Source organism: Ottowia cancrivicina (assembly GCF_029813755.1).
Lineage (GTDB): Bacteria > Pseudomonadota > Gammaproteobacteria > Burkholderiales > Burkholderiaceae_C > Ottowia > Ottowia massiliensis.
In genome coordinates this window covers 63,669-77,513 of the sequence record NZ_JARVII010000007.1, presented here as the reverse complement: position 1 = coordinate 77,513, position 13,845 = coordinate 63,669, and the positions used below count along the sequence as shown (strand labels likewise).

The following is a 13,845-nucleotide window of genomic DNA, read 5'->3' as shown; positions in this document are numbered from 1 at the left end:
GACCATCAGGCCTGCTTTCTTTTTCATCAAAAAACGGAGAAATCAAAATGAGCATTCAAACAGTTGGCGTCGTTGGCGCAGGCACCATGGGCAGCGGCATCGCCCAGGCATGCGCTGTCAAGGGCATCCGCGTCATCCTCATCGACATCTCGCAGGCTGCCGTGGACAAAGGGCTGGCTGGCATCAGCAAAAGCCTGGACCGCCTGCTGACCAAGGAAAAAATCACCGCCGCCCAGAAAGACGCCGCCCTGGCCTGCATCCAGACCAGCACCGACTACGCCGCGCTCAAGCCCGCCCAGCTCGTGATCGAAGCCGCCACGGAAAACCACGAAATCAAAAACAAAATCCTGGCCCAGCTGGATGCCCTGCTCGCGCCCGAAACCTTGCTGGCCACCAACACCTCTTCCATTTCCATCACCCAGCTGGCCGCCGCCACCAGCCGCCCCGACCGCTTTGTCGGCATGCACTTTTTCAACCCGGTGCCCATGATGGCGCTGGTCGAAATCATTCGCGGCCTGCAAACCAGCGACGCCACTCACGCCGCCGTCACCGAGCTGGCCACGGCGCTGGGCAAAACACCCATCACCGTCCGCAACTCGTCCGGCTTCGTCGTCAATCGCATCCTGCTGCCCATGATCAACGAAGCCTTCTTTGTCCTCTCCGAGGGCGTCGCTTCGGCGGAAGACATCGATGCGGGCATGAAGCTGGGCTGCAACCACCCCATTGGCCCCCTGGCCCTGGCCGACATGATCGGGCTGGATGTGTGTCTGGCCATCATGGAAGTTCTCCATCAGCAGTTTGGCGACGGCAAATACCGCCCCAGCCCCCTGCTGCGCGAATACGTGGCCGCTGGCCGCCTGGGCCGCAAAACGGGGCAGGGCGTTTACAGCTACGCCAAGTAAGGCAGGCCGCGCCCGCTTGCCTTTTCCCGCCGCCGCCGCGCCCTGCCGGCAGGCGCAAGCGGCGGCCTCTGGCGGCCAGACTGAATCTTCTGCCAGAGAGCCAAGGCCGCCCGGCATGAGCAAGGGCGGGGGCAGTTGCCGCATGGTGGAAATTTGCTCATTTATCCATAGCAGGATGTCCTAGTGGATATTGCGCAAGGCGGTATTTTCTGCCCTCAAATTTGCTCCTCTTTTGTGCATCCTGACAGGTGAGGGGCCGCCGGGCTGGCCGCCTTCATCAGCCGCCCCGCAGGCAGGCGGCGCGGGCGGGCCGTGAATTCAGTCAGGGGCAAATGCTGCGAAGCACGCCCGCGCAGGCGTCTTCAGCCAGATCAAGCACCTTCTCAAAGCCGGCGGCGCCGCCGTAGTAGGGGTCGGGCACCTCCTGCGCCGATCTGTGGCGCGTGCAAAAGTCCGTCAAGCGCCGCAGCTTGTGGCGCAGCGCGGGCGGGCACAGGGCGCGGGCGGCGCGCTCATTGGCGGCATCCATCACCAAAATGAGATCGAAGTTTTCAAAATCCTGCGCCGTCAGCTGGCGGGCGCGCTGCTGGCTGAGGTCATAGCCGCGCCAGAGGGCATGGCGTTGCGAGCGCGCATCCGGCGGCTCACCCGTGTGGTAGCCATGCGTGCCAGCCGAATCGACCTGAACGCGCGCGCCCAGCCCAGCCTCATCGGCCATTTTCCGCAGCACGCCATGCGCCGTAGGGCTGCGGCAGATGTTGCCAGTGCAGACCATGAGCACGCGGCAGGGGCGGGAAGCAGGCGAGGCGTTGGGGAAAAGATCGTCTTGCATGGCGCTTGGGGAAAGTTCTGCGGGCGGCCCACGTAGCGAAAGCGGCAGGCTCCGTTTGAGCGGGCGCCGCATTCTGCTGCGCTCGCGCAGGCAAGCGCTGCCATCGGGCTGGCCCCGCCCGCCAGATGGTTTCAAAAAGAGGAGCGAATTAAAGGGGGCAAAACACTGATTCGCGCAATCTCTACTAAGACCTCATGCTATGAATAAAAGAGCTGAATTGGTGCAGTGCTTTCAGCGCCGCCAACGCCAGCTGGCGCTTGCTTCGCTCGTGCCCGGGCCGCGAACGGGTTCCCGCAGAGGCGGCTTGAAATCCTGTGCTTTGAAAGAAGAAAGCCTTGATTGCAACCAAGTGCTTGAAACCGGATGCAGGCAGGCTGTAAGCCATTGTTAGGGCATGGCTCGCGCCGGTTGCAGACGCTTGCCGCCGGGCGGGCATCTCCCTAGGGGCAAACCCTGCCTGCGCTGGCGGCCCAGGCAAACGCCCGGGCTTGTGTTGCCAGCGGCAGAGCGCTCCAATCGCGGCGTGTTCAACCGATAACAGGAGATCTCACATGAGCGTGGATGCCGCACTGAACCGCGTCAGAAACAATCTGAATGAAAACTGGCTGGACTGGGACGTTACGCAGTCCGAACTCAAGGACAGCACGCAGGCGCTCAAGGAGTTGTCGCCTTCTGAGCGCAACGAGGCCATTGGCAAGCTCTCTGATGACGAACTCAAGCACTGGGCCGCTGAAACCAAGGGGCTGAACAGCCCGCTGAACGCCGATGACCGGCGCGACCTGCTCAACGTTTTCGCCAAAGACCTGGATGCCTCGCAGCTTGCCCGCGTGTCCAAGGCTTTCGGCGCAACGGACGTGGCCGCTTCCGTTGCCAGCCACACGCCCGCCGACCGCAAGGCCGAGTACATCCAGGCCCTGCAAGGCGATGCCGACGGCGCGGCAAAAATCGAAGCGGGCTTTGGCGTCTCCACCGCCACGGCGGGCAATGACAATGCCCGCGCCATCGCGCAGGTGCTGGGCAGCCTGAAAGACTCGCCCGCCCAGTTCGCCAGCGCCGCGCAGGGCCTGGAGCAGGCGGGCAAGCTTGATGACGTGATGAAGGCCGCTTCAGGCGAGCGGCTCACCACCGTCACATCGGGGCAACCCGGCGGCGCAACGACAACGACTTCATTTGACGACAAGCAGTTGCAGGACATTCTCGCGGGCGCGGCCGCTTTGCCGCCTTCAGACCTTGCCACCCGCACGAGCCTGTTCAAGGCGGGCGCCCAGCCGCTGGCCCGCATGCAGCAATCCGCCGCGCGGGGCCTGGCCAATGACCCCAATGGCGAAGCCGCGCAGCGCACGGGCACGGCGCTGGGCAAAGTCCTGACGCGCGAGCAGGCCGAGGCCGCTGGCATCGTGGACAAGCAGACCATGCCGCCCGGCGTTTCAATGGACCAGAACATCCAGCAGTCCCATGCCCACTCCGTTCTGGATACGACGGGCTGGTTCAAATCCCAGGTGCAGAACAAGGGGCCGTGGGACTACAAGCAGCAGGGCGCGCAGTACCAGGACTTCGGCAACTTCAACTTTGGCCTGACCGCCGCCGCTACAGGCATCCCGGAGCAGGTGGCTCTGCGTGGCGCGGGCGATGCCCAGACAAAGGCAGGCACATCGCAGGACGGATGGGGCGGCCCTTGGGATTTGAATGGCGGCCCCTACGGCGACGATCCTGCCGACCAGGCGCAAATTAAAAAAGGCTACGAGTACTACAACTCCGGCCTGTGGCGCGTCTGGAGCGATTGAGTGGCCTGCCGCGTTGCCTGTGCAAGCCGCATGAGCCGTGTTCTCCGCGCAAGCGCCGCCTGTGCCGCCGCCTGGCTGGCCCTGAGCGGCTGCAACCCCGCACCGGCGGCCGCCTCGCGCGATGAAGTCGCGCGCCTGCCCGCCCCCGGCGGCGCGCGGCTGGACGCCGTGCTGGTGGAAATCAACACGGGCGCGACAGACGCCTTTCAGTACGAAGTGTTCGTGCTGCCCCAAGGCGCTGCCGCGCAGGGCCGGCCCGCCGCCCGCCTGATGGGCGCCACCCGCAACGAACAGGCCTGGGGCGCCAACCTCCGCTGGCAAGGCGCAGACCGCCTGCGCGTTGAATACTGGCAGGCCCGCGCGCAGGAAGGCGCGGACAGCCCCGTGACCGTGGGCGGGCAAACCGTTCAGGTGGAGCTGGCCCCGGGCATCCTCGACCCCGCCGCCCCTGCTGGCGGCATGGAATACAACCTGCGCCAGGCAGGCACAAAGCGCTGAAAGCCGCGCCGAGGGGCGTTCGCTGCGGAGCGCTATTTCGCTCCTCTATCCATAGCAAGACGTCCTAGTGGAATCTGCGCGAAGCGGCATTTTGACCCCGCCAGATTTGCTCCTGTTTCTGGGGCGTCTGCCAGCCTTCAGTACAGCAGATACGCCGCGCGCTCCTGCTGCCAGGCGGTTTCGTCGGCGCGGGCCAGCGCGTCCAGATCGGCGCAGGGCGCTTGCGCGTCGTCCACCCATTCGCGCAGCAGGCTGCTGCCGTTGATGAGGTCGATGGCCAGGCGGCCATGCTCGTATTCGTAGGCGAAGTCGCGCCACAGCGGCGCATCGGGCCACTGGCGGCGCAGGGCTTTCAGGGCCAGGGCCACCAGCCGCCAGGGGCGAAAGGCCGCGTGGCGGTAGCTGGCCGGGTCTTCGGTGTGAATTTGCAGGCCCGCGCACAGCTGCCCATGGTGCTTGTGAAAAGTCGGCTCGAACCAGCACGGGCGCAGCAGGCAGCCGGCCAGCCAGTCAGGGGCCATTTCGCGCATGTCGGCCAGCAGGCGGGCGGCGTCCAGGCCGGGCGCGCCCAGCAGCTCCAGCGGGCGGGTGGTGCCCCGGCCTTCAGACAGCGTGCAGCCTTCGAGCATGACGGTGCCCGCGTAGGCGCGCGCCATGTTCAGGCTGGCGGCGTTGGGGCTGGGATTGACCCACGGCCCTTCGGGCCAGCCAAAGCCGGGGGCCGCTTCGGGCTGCCAGCCCTGCATTTCAATCACGCGGTAGTCCACGCGCAGGCCCAGCCAGTCCACAAACCAGCGCCCCAGCTCGCCCAGCGTGAGGCCGTGGCGCATGGGCAGCGGCCCCGCGCCCACAAAGCTCTCCCAGCCCGGGCGCAGGCGCAAGCCTTCCACAGGGCGGCCGGCGGGGTTGGGCCGGTCCAGCACCCACACGGCCTTGCCGTGGCGCGCAGCGGCTTCCAGCACGTAGCGCAAGGTGGTGATGAAGGTGTAGATACGGCAGCCCAGGTCTTGCAAATCCACCAGCAGCACGTCAAAGCTTTGCATCATTTCGTCGGTGGGGCGGCGCACCGGGCCGTAGAGGCTGAAGACGGGAATGCCCAGGCGCGGATCAACATAGTCGTCCGACTCCACCATGTTGTCCTGCTTGTCGCCGCGCAGGCCGTGCTGCGGGCCGAAGGCGGCGCTCAGCCGCACGTCAGGCAGCGCTGCCAGCGCGTCCAGCGCGTGCGCCAGGCCGCGCGTGACCGAGGCCGGATGCGCCAGCAGCGCCACGCGCGCGCCGTGCAGCGGGCGGCGCAGTCCGGGAGATTCAATGAAGCGTTCAAGGCCGGTTTTCATGGCGCAAGGCAAGGCAGAAAGCACAAAGAGACAACCATTTCATGGCGGCGGCAGGCGCAGCAAGCGGCCTGCAAAGTGGTGAAAGTCGGGGCGCGGCATGGGGTGGCGCAGCGCCCAGTAGCTCAGGGCGCCAGCGGCTTGCAGCACGGCGCACAGGCCCACGCGCCAGACGGCAGCGGCGGGCAGCGGCAAATCGGGCCAAAACGCTTCCAGCGTCAGGCAGGCCGCATCGCCTTGCCGCGAGCAGGCAAAGCGCGCGGGGCGCGCGCGCGCTTCCCATGTCTGCCAGGCGCTGGCCGTGTGGCGCACGCGTTCGGTGCAAAAGGCGTAGGCGGCCCAGCAGCCATCGGGCGAGAGGTTGAACTCGCAGTATTCGCCGCCGCCTTCGCCGCCCTCGCCTTCATCTGCGCCCTCGTTGCCCGGTTGTTCGGCGGCCACGAAGGCTTCCAGACAGGTGCGCTGCCACAGGCCATCAGCGCGTGCGGCCAGATGGCGGGCAGGCGGCGGGCAGTCCAGCCAGCCGGCGGGCGCGCGCACTTCATGGCGCAGCCCCAGCCCGCCCGCTTCGCGCCAGGCGCAGGCCGCCACGCGCACGCCCGGCGGCACAGGGCTGGCCGGGTGGCAAATGAGCGAAGCGCAGGAAGGCGAAGGCATTTCAAAAGCCAGGTTCAGGCATCAAACCGGCCGCAGGTCCTGGTGCAGACTGGATTGGCAGCTATGGTTCCGATAGCGGCTTCAGCGGCGGCTGGCCCAGGCCCACATTCCCAGGCCAATGGCGATCATGGGCACGCACAGCCACTGGCCCATCGACAGACCCAGCCCCAGCAGGCCCAGATGGGCGTCCGGCTCGCGGAAAAACTCCACGGCAAAGCGCATCACGCCGTAGCCCACGAGAAAAGCGCCGCTGACCTGCCCCGTCTTGCGCGGCTGGCGGGCGTAGAGCCACAGCAGCACGAACAGCAGCACGCCTTCCAGCAGCGCCTGATAAATCTGCGAAGGATGGCGGGGCAGATCGCCCGCGCCGCGAAAAACCATGCCCCAGGGCAAATCGGGGCTGGCCACGCGGCCCCAGAGTTCGCCATTGATGAAGTTGCCCATGCGCCCGGCCGCCAGGCCCGTTGGCACGCAAGGGGCCACCAAATCAGTGACTTGCAGCCACGGGCGCTGCTTTTTCCAGGCCCACAGCATCATGGCAAGAATCACGCCCAGCATGCCGCCGTGAAAGCTCATGCCGCCTTGCCAGATGGCAAAGATTTCCAGCGGGTGGCTGGCATACCAGGCCGGCTTGTAAAACAGCACGTAGCCCAGCCGCCCGCCGAGGATGACGCCCAGCACGCCCCAAAACAGCAGGTCTTCCACATCGCGCATCGTCCACGGCGCGGGCTGGGTGACGCTGGCGAAAGGCTGGTGTTTCAGCCGCAGCCTGGCCAGCACATAAAAAAGGGCGAAAGCGGCCAGGTAAGTCAGGCCGTACCAGTGCACGGAAAGCGGCCCCAGATGCAGGGCCACGGGATCAATCTGGGGATGCTGGAGCATGAGAAGCGCGAAATGGGCGGCAAGGAAAGCGGGGCGAAAGGCAAAAGAAAAGCCAGCGCCCGCCCTGCAGGCACTGGCTCCGAGAAACGGCGCTTACTTGAGGCGCGCGAGCGTCTTGGCAACGCGCTCGCCGTAGGCGCGGGCGGTGTCCAGATCGCCTTGCAGCATCTCTTGCGCGCTGACGTCAGCCGGCGTGGCGGCCAGCGCGCCCACGGAGCCGCCCAGGGCGTTCAGATCGGCGCGGGAAGCGTCTTTCTTGTTGGAAGGCAGCAGCCCCAGGCTCACCCACAGGCCGCCGTGCTGCGAGGCCAGCGTTTGCAGGTATTGCACCGTCACCTGCTTGTCGCCGTTGAGGCTGGCGCTGTTGGTGAAACCGCCAAACACCTTGTCTTGCCAGGCGCGGGTGAACCAGGCTTTGCTCGAAGCATCGGCAAACTTCTTGAACTGCCAGCTGGGGCCGCCCATGTAGGTAGGCGTGCCAAAAATGATGGCGCCAGCGGCATTGAGCCGCTCCCACGCGCCTTCGGGCAGGTTGCCCTCGGCATCAATGGCCACCAGCTCGGCGCCCGCACCATCGGCCACGGCCTGGGCCATGCGCTGCGTGTGACCATAGCCGGAGTGATAGACAACGATGATTTTGGACATGCAAAGCCTCCTTTGGCTTGGGGGTTGAAAGCCTTGCAGCATACCTTGCTGCGGCAAAACACTGCGCCCGGGCGGGTTGAGCGGGAAAGCCGTCGCAATTCAACGCCAGCCTGCCATTACGGCCTGCCAGAAATGCACAGAAACACGCTGGCGCAGGCGCGGACAAAGCGGCCCGCGCCAGGGAAAATCAAGGGAAAACCCTTCAGGGAAAATACCGGCATTATTGGAAAACCGCCGCAAGGGTAATCCCGGTCGCAGCGCGCTCCAATTTCATATAGCATCTCTTTCACGTGCTGGCCAGCTGGCCAGCGTTGCCGATTTCAAGCGAAGGATTGAATGATGAAAAAGAAACTGTTGGCCCTGGCGGCTTTTTCCATGCTGGCGGGCGCGGCCCTGGCGCAGAATGCTGACACGCTGGAAAAAATCAAATCCAGCGGCACGGTAAATCTAGGCGTGCGCGATTCTTCCGGGCTGGGCTATACGCTGGGCAACGGCAAATACGTGGGCTTTCACACCGAAATGGCCGAACGCATCGTGGATGATCTGGCAAAACAGGTGGGCAAGCCGCTGAAAATCAATTACCAGGTCATCACTTCGCAAAACCGCATTCCGCTGATGCAAAACGGCACGATTGATTTTGAATGCGGCTCCACCACGAATAGCAAGGCGCGGCAAAAAGACGTGGATTTTGCCGTGACGACCTACGTGGAAGAAGTGCGCATTGCCGTCAAGGCCGATTCCGGCATCCAGAGCGTGGCCGACCTCAATGGCAAGACCGTGGCCGTGACCACGGGCACCACCAGCGTGCAGCATTTGCGCCGCCATGAACGCGGCTCCAAGCTTGAATTCAAGGAAATCATGGGCAAGGACCACGCCGACAGTTTTCTGCTGCTGGAATCAGGCCGCGCCGATGCCTTCGTGATGGATGGCTCCATTTTGGCCAAGAATATCGCCACGTCCAAAAATCCGCAGGATTTCAAAATTGTCGGCGAAGTGCTGTCGGTAGAACCCATCGCCTGCATGCTGCGCAAGGGCGACGACAAATTCCGCGCAGCCATCGACGCTTCCATCAAGCGGCAAATTAACGACGGCTCGCTGCAAAAACTCTACGACAAATGGTTCATGCAGCCCATTCCGCCCACGAATGTTTCGCTGAACATGCCTGTTTCAGAAAGCACCAAACAAGCCTGGGCGCATCCCAATAGCAAGCCCATGGAAGATTACGCGAAGAAATAATCCCCCCGCGCATTTTGGCGAGCGCCCGCCGCCCTCCATGGCGGCGGGCTTTTTCATGCGCGAAACCGGAAAGCAAGACAAAAGGTATCAGGGCCATGAATATGGAATGGTCGGTTTTCTGCCAGGACACGCTCACCAATGAGGCCGTGCCGGGCTGCCTTGGCAAAAATGGCGATGTCACGTATCTGGACTGGATGTTCAGTGCCTGGGGCTGGACGGTGTCCATCTCGCTGACGGCGCTGCTGCTGGCGCTGCTGGCGGGCGCAGCCGTCGGCATGGCGCGCACGCTGCCGCACAGCCCCTGGCTGGTGCGGCTGGCGCATGCGTGGGTGGAGGTTTTCCGCAATATTCCGCTGCTCGTGCAGATTTTCATCTGGTATTACGTATTTCCCGCGCTGTTTCCGGCGCTCAAGGGCGCGCCTTCATTTGCGCTGGCGGTATTGGCGCTGGGGCTGTTTACTTCGGCGCGCATTGCGGAGCAGGTGCGGGCGGGCCTTCAGGCGCTGCCGCGCGGGCAGCGCCTGGCGGGCATGGCGCTGGGGCTGACGACCGCCCAGTATTACCGCCTGGTTCTTCTGCCGCAGGCTGGCCGCATCATCATTCCGCCGCTGGCCAATGAATCAATGAACATTTTCAAGAATTCGGCGGTGGCTTTCGCGGTTTCCGTGCCGGAGCTGACGCAGTTCGCCATGCAGGCGGGCGAAGAAACCGCCCGGCCCGTGGAGGTTTATCTGGCAGTGACGGCGCTTTACGTCATTTCGGCGCTGGCGGTGAATGCGGTCATGGTTTTCATCGAGAAAAAGACGCGCGTGCCGGGGCTGATTGCCGCAGGCGCGGGCCGCTGAAAGGGAAAAAGCCATGATGAATCTGGATTTTTCCTTCGTGGACATGGCCTTGCTGCAAGGCTTCGTGTGGAAGGGCCTGCGCTTTAGCGTGATGCTGACGCTGGTGGCTACGCTGGGCGGCCTGGCGCTGGGCACACTGCTGGCGCTGATGCGCCTTTCGGGCCAGAAATGGCTGCAATGGCCCGCCGCCATCTATATCAGCGGCATGCGCAGCATTCCGCTGGTGATGGTGATTCTGTGGTTTTACCTGCTGGCGCCCTTCATTATTGGCAGGCCGATTGGCGCGGAATATTCGGCGGCGCTGACTTTCGTGGCGTTCGAGGCGGCCTATTTCAGTGAAATCATGCGCGCGGGCATTCAGTCCATTCCGCGCGGGCAGGTTTTCGCGGCCGAAGCGCTGGGCATGACTTATTTGCAGAACATGCGGCTGGTGATATTGCCGCAGGCCCTGCGCAACATGCTGCCGGTGCTGCTCACGCAGACCATTATTCTTTTTCAGGATACTTCGCTGGTTTACGCCATCGGAGCCTATGACCTGCTCAAGGGGCTGGATGTGGCGGGCAAAACCTATGGCCGCACGGTGGAGGCCTACCTGCTGGCGGCGGCGGTTTATTTCGTGATTTGCTTTTGCCTGTCATGGCTGGTCAGGCGCCTGCACGCGAAAATAACCATCATTCGATGAGGAATATGCAATGAGCGAACCCATGATCAAAATTGAAAACGTCTCCAAATGGTATGGGCCGGTGCAAGTGCTGCGCGACTGCTCGGTGAATATCGACAAAGGCGACGTGGCGGTGGTGTGCGGGCCGTCCGGATCAGGCAAGTCCACGCTGATCAAAACCGTCAATGGCCTGGAGCCGGTGCAAAAAGGCCGCATCACCGTGGATGGCACCGAAGTGACCAGCCCCATGACCAACCTGCCCCGGCTGCGCAGCCGTGTGGGCATGGTGTTTCAGCATTTCGAGCTGTTTCCGCATCTGGACGTGACGGAGAACCTGACCCTGGCGCAAGTGAAAGTGCTGGGCCGCAGCCAGGACGAAGCGCGCGCGCGCGGCCTGAAGATGCTGGACCGCGTGGGCCTGATGGCGCACAAGGACAAGTTCCCCGGCCAGCTCTCGGGCGGCCAGCAGCAGCGCGTGGCCATCGCGCGCGCCCTGAGCATGGACCCGGTGGTGATGCTGTTTGACGAACCAACCTCGGCGCTGGACCCCGAAATGGTGGGCGAAGTGCTGGACGTGATGGTGAAACTGGCCGCCGAGGGCATGACCATGATGGTGGTCACCCACGAAATGGGCTTTGCCCGCAAGGTGGCCAGCCGCGTCATCTTCATTGACGTGGGCGGGCGCATTCTGGAAGACTGCTCGAAGGACGAGTTCTTCGGCAACCCCGAAGGCCGCCAGCCGCGCACCAAAGAGTTTCTGGGCAAGATCCTGAACCACTGAGAGCGTGTTCGCCGCCTGGCCGGAAGGCGTGGCCACGGCGGATCGCGGGCAGATCAGGGAGCAGGCTTATTTGCTCCTTGATCCATAGCATGATGTCCTAATGGAAACTGCGCAGAGCGGCATTTTCTACCCTTTGAATTCGCTCCTCTTTCTGATGCAATCCAGCAGGCGGAGCGGCCTTGTGAATCCTTGCCCGGCCGCAAGACCCGGCTGCGCGCCGCGCTGCCTTTGGCGCTTTACTTTTCATCACCGTTTTTGGCGTGGGGCGCAAGGCGGGGCAGCCAGGCGGCCCATGACTCGGGCAGGCCTGCGCGCGATGAGTCAGACGCCGCCGCCATGATGCGGGTGATTTCTTCCTGCCACGCTTGCAGCGCCTGCTGAACTCCCTGGGTGAAGGCGGCCTGGTTTTGCAAGGCGATTTGCTGCGCTGTTTTGGCGTCGCTGGCGCGGAGCAGCCGCCAGAAGCTCTCCGTAGGCAGGGTGGCCAGCGTCTGCCAGCTGGCTGACTGCAACAGCCCTTCAATCTTGGCGGATGTTTCCGCCAGGCCCTCGGCGCTGGTTTGCTGCATGGATTGCAGCCAGTGATGGCCGCTTTCTTGCAGCAGCCGGGTCAGGCGCAATTGCAGCGCGGCGTTGGCCTTGTACAGGTCCAGCGAAATGGTTTTGTCGGTCATGAACTGCTCTCCTTGAAAAAACCTGTGGGGCGAGATTTCGCCATGCGCGCGCTGCAATGGTTTTGCGAAAACGCCGCAGCGGCGCAAAGCCGCGCCAGCCCGGCGGCCGCAAGCAGGGGCGGCGTTACCTAATTTTTCATCATTGCATAGGCCGCCTGCGGCGCGTCTGCTTTTTCTGGAGGTTTTTGCGCCCGTTTTTTCTGCTGATAGCCGGTTGGAGATGCGCCCGCCCTTTTAAAGGCAAGGGCGTTGAATTACCAAAAACAGGAGCAAATTTGATGGGTGTCAAAACGGCTTTAGCGCAATTTTCACTAGGATATCACGCTATGAATTCAGGAGCTGATTCAGGCTTTGCATGCGGGGCATGGAGGCAGAGCGTGAAAGCAAGGCGCGGGGGAGCGATGAAGCCCGCATGGCGCTTTCGCGGCGCTGGCCGCGCTGGCATGGGGCGGGCGGCCGCTGGGCGCTTTGCCGACGGTTTCATGATTCGCATCGGGGCTGGCCATGTTTCGCGGCGTCCTGCCATTGAAGGGCCTGCCGCTTTTGAAAGGGTTCAGGGCTGGCCAGGCGCAGCGGGTTCTTCTGGTTCTTCTTTTTGCTGCGGCTCCAGCAGGGCGTTGATGGGCTGCAAGTCTTCTTCTTGCAGCGTGCCGCTGGCTTGCCGCAGCCGCAGGGCGCCGGTGAGCACGGCGTAGCGGGCGCGGGCCAGGTCGCGCCGGGTTTGGTAGAGCTGGGTCTGGGCGTTGAGCACGTCCAGGCTGATGCGCACGCCCGCTTCCAGCCCCGTCTGGCTGGCTTGCAGCGCGGTGAGGCTGCTTTTTTCTGCCGCTTGCAGCGCCGCAACTTGCGCCAGGCCCGATTGCAGGCCGTAGAAGGCGCTGCGCACGGCCTGGGTGACGTTGCGGCGCGCGCCTTCCAGCTCGGCGCGGGCCTTGTCTTGCAGGGAAAGGGTTTCGCGCACGCGCTCTTGCACGGCAAAGCCGGCGAACAGGGGCACGTTCACGGCCACGCCCACGCTGGCGGCGCGGTGGCGGTAGGGGGCGTAGGGCATGGTGGAGACGCTGGGGTTGCCATTGGGGTATTGCTGCCAGCCGTAGGCCGCTTGCAGGTCCACGGTGGGCAGGTGGCCGGTTTTGGCTTTGCGGGTTTCCAGCTCGGCCATTTCCAGCGCCAGGCGGGCCTGGGCGATGGCAGGGCTGCGCTCTTGCGCCAGTTGCGCCCAGGCTTCGGCGCTTTCATGGCTTTCGGCGCCGGTGAGCGGGGTTTTGAGCAGGCCCTCCGGCAGCTGCACGGGTTGCGCCAGCGGGCGCGGCGCGGGCGCGGGCAGGCCGGTGACTTGCTCCAGCGCCAGGCGGGCCACGCGCCATTCGTTCTCGGCGGCGATTTCCTGCGCGTGGGCCAGGTCGAACCGGGCTTGCGCCTCGCGGCTGTCGGTGATGGTGGCGTTGCCCACTTCAAAGTTCTGGCGCGCCGATTCCAGCTGCTGGCCCACGGCGGCCTTGAAGGCGCGCGCCAGCTCCAGGCTGTCGTGCGCGGCCAGCACGTCGAAATACGCCTGCGCCAGGCGCGTGATCAGCTCCTGGGCGGCGGCCTGCCATTGCATCTCGGCCAGCGCCACTTGCCGTTCGCCTTGCGTGGCGGTAATGCGGTTGGCCGGGCGGTACAGCGGCTGGCTGGCATTGAGGTTGAGGCTGCGCTGGGTGATGCTGCGGGCGTTGTCGATGGAGCCCAGGTGCACATCCAGATGCGAGCGCGTAACGTTGCCGCTCAGCCCCGCCTGCGGCAGCAGCCCCGCGCGCGCCTGCCCCGCCCGGGCGCGCGCCGCTTGCAGCTGCGCCTGGGCGGCCTGCAAGGCGGCATCGTGCTGGCGCGCGGCATCGTGCAGGGCCATGAGTGATTGGGCGGCGGCAGGCTGGGCGGCAAACGGGGCGACGAACGAGGCGGCAGGCAGCGCCAGGGCGGCGGCCATCAGGGCGTGGCGAAAGAGTGCGGGCATGGCAAAGGCCGGTATGGAAAACAGATGCGGGAAAGCGCGAATGCTATTCAACCCGCCCGCCCGCCCGCATGGCGCGGCGAGGCGGCGGTTTCGCATCAGGCCCGCGCCGCCAGCCTGC

15 protein-coding genes are annotated in these 13,845 nt (G+C 64.5%); 8 read left to right on the top strand and 7 right to left on the bottom strand.

All coding sequences use genetic code 11. From position 1 onward, the window contains the following. The first annotated feature begins 47 nt into the window (after positions 1–47). Complete coding sequence (locus QB898_RS05020) at positions 48–902, top strand: 3-hydroxybutyryl-CoA dehydrogenase (protein WP_279524051.1); 855 nt, start codon at positions 48–50, stop codon at positions 900–902. A gap of 322 nt (positions 903–1,224) precedes the next feature. Here the strand turns inward: QB898_RS05020 and QB898_RS05015 are convergent, their stop codons facing one another. Beyond that, positions 1,225–1,734 (bottom strand): low molecular weight protein-tyrosine-phosphatase, encoded by a 510-nt coding sequence (locus tag QB898_RS05015; protein WP_487345374.1) that lies wholly within the window; start codon positions 1,732–1,734, stop codon positions 1,225–1,227. A gap of 551 nt (positions 1,735–2,285) precedes the next feature. Between QB898_RS05015 and QB898_RS05010 the strand changes: the two genes are divergently transcribed. Together QB898_RS05010 and QB898_RS05005 are read left to right on the top strand one after the other, a co-directional pair. Then, positions 2,286–3,518, top strand: a complete 1,233-nt coding sequence (locus QB898_RS05010; RefSeq protein ID WP_279524050.1) for a polymorphic toxin type 44 domain-containing protein — start codon at positions 2,286–2,288, stop codon at positions 3,516–3,518. Between the two features lie 30 nt (positions 3,519–3,548). Continuing rightward, positions 3,549–4,016 (top strand): hypothetical protein, encoded by a 468-nt coding sequence (locus tag QB898_RS05005; RefSeq protein ID WP_279524049.1) that lies wholly within the window; start codon positions 3,549–3,551, stop codon positions 4,014–4,016. Positions 4,017–4,153: 137 nt separating this feature from the next. Here QB898_RS05005 and QB898_RS05000 read toward each other — a convergent pair whose 3' ends face one another. The 4 genes from QB898_RS05000 to QB898_RS04985 all read right to left on the bottom strand — a co-directional run bounded on the left by QB898_RS05000 (position 4,154) and on the right by QB898_RS04985 (position 7,534). Continuing rightward, entirely contained in the window at positions 4,154–5,353 is a 1,200-nt protein-coding gene (locus QB898_RS05000) for an exo-beta-N-acetylmuramidase NamZ family protein (protein ID WP_279524048.1), read from the bottom strand. Positions 5,354–5,392: 39 nt separating this feature from the next. Beyond that, entirely contained in the window at positions 5,393–6,007 is a 615-nt protein-coding gene (locus QB898_RS04995; RefSeq protein ID WP_279524047.1) for a DOMON domain-containing protein, read from the bottom strand. Between the two features lie 81 nt (positions 6,008–6,088). Beyond that, on the bottom strand, positions 6,089–6,889 hold the full coding sequence (lgt, locus tag QB898_RS04990) for a prolipoprotein diacylglyceryl transferase (protein ID WP_102283733.1): 801 nt from the start codon (positions 6,887–6,889) through the stop codon (positions 6,089–6,091). Between the two features lie 93 nt (positions 6,890–6,982). Continuing rightward, positions 6,983–7,534 (bottom strand): flavodoxin family protein, encoded by a 552-nt coding sequence (locus QB898_RS04985; RefSeq protein ID WP_279524046.1) that lies wholly within the window; start codon positions 7,532–7,534, stop codon positions 6,983–6,985. Positions 7,535–7,567: 33 nt separating this feature from the next. On the opposite strand from QB898_RS04985, the gene QB898_RS04980 reads away from it, so the two are divergent. The 5 genes from QB898_RS04980 (at position 7,568) to QB898_RS04960 (ending at position 11,057) form a co-directional block, all read left to right on the top strand. Then, the gene (locus QB898_RS04980) at positions 7,568–7,780 is read left to right on the top strand and encodes a hypothetical protein (RefSeq protein ID WP_279524045.1); all 213 of its coding nucleotides are present in this window, start codon (positions 7,568–7,570) and stop codon (positions 7,778–7,780) included. Positions 7,781–7,873: 93 nt separating this feature from the next. Next, positions 7,874–8,770, top strand: coding sequence for an amino acid ABC transporter substrate-binding protein (locus tag QB898_RS04975; RefSeq protein WP_050716406.1), 897 nt, complete (start codon positions 7,874–7,876; stop codon positions 8,768–8,770). Positions 8,771–8,865: 95 nt separating this feature from the next. Continuing rightward, positions 8,866–9,615, top strand: a complete 750-nt coding sequence (locus tag QB898_RS04970) for an amino acid ABC transporter permease (RefSeq protein WP_279524044.1) — start codon at positions 8,866–8,868, stop codon at positions 9,613–9,615. Positions 9,616–9,631: 16 nt separating this feature from the next. Then, positions 9,632–10,297 (top strand): amino acid ABC transporter permease, encoded by a 666-nt coding sequence (locus QB898_RS04965; RefSeq protein ID WP_050714971.1) that lies wholly within the window; start codon positions 9,632–9,634, stop codon positions 10,295–10,297. Between the two features lie 22 nt (positions 10,298–10,319). Next, positions 10,320–11,057 (top strand): amino acid ABC transporter ATP-binding protein, encoded by a 738-nt coding sequence (locus tag QB898_RS04960; RefSeq protein WP_050716405.1) that lies wholly within the window; start codon positions 10,320–10,322, stop codon positions 11,055–11,057. Between the two features lie 236 nt (positions 11,058–11,293). Here QB898_RS04960 and QB898_RS04955 read toward each other — a convergent pair whose 3' ends face one another. Next, positions 11,294–11,731 (bottom strand): hypothetical protein, encoded by a 438-nt coding sequence (locus tag QB898_RS04955; protein WP_050714970.1) that lies wholly within the window; start codon positions 11,729–11,731, stop codon positions 11,294–11,296. Between the two features lie 553 nt (positions 11,732–12,284). Beyond that, on the bottom strand, positions 12,285–13,727 hold the full coding sequence (locus QB898_RS04950; RefSeq protein WP_279524043.1) for a TolC family outer membrane protein: 1,443 nt from the start codon (positions 13,725–13,727) through the stop codon (positions 12,285–12,287). Positions 13,728–13,845: the final 118 nt, after the last annotated feature.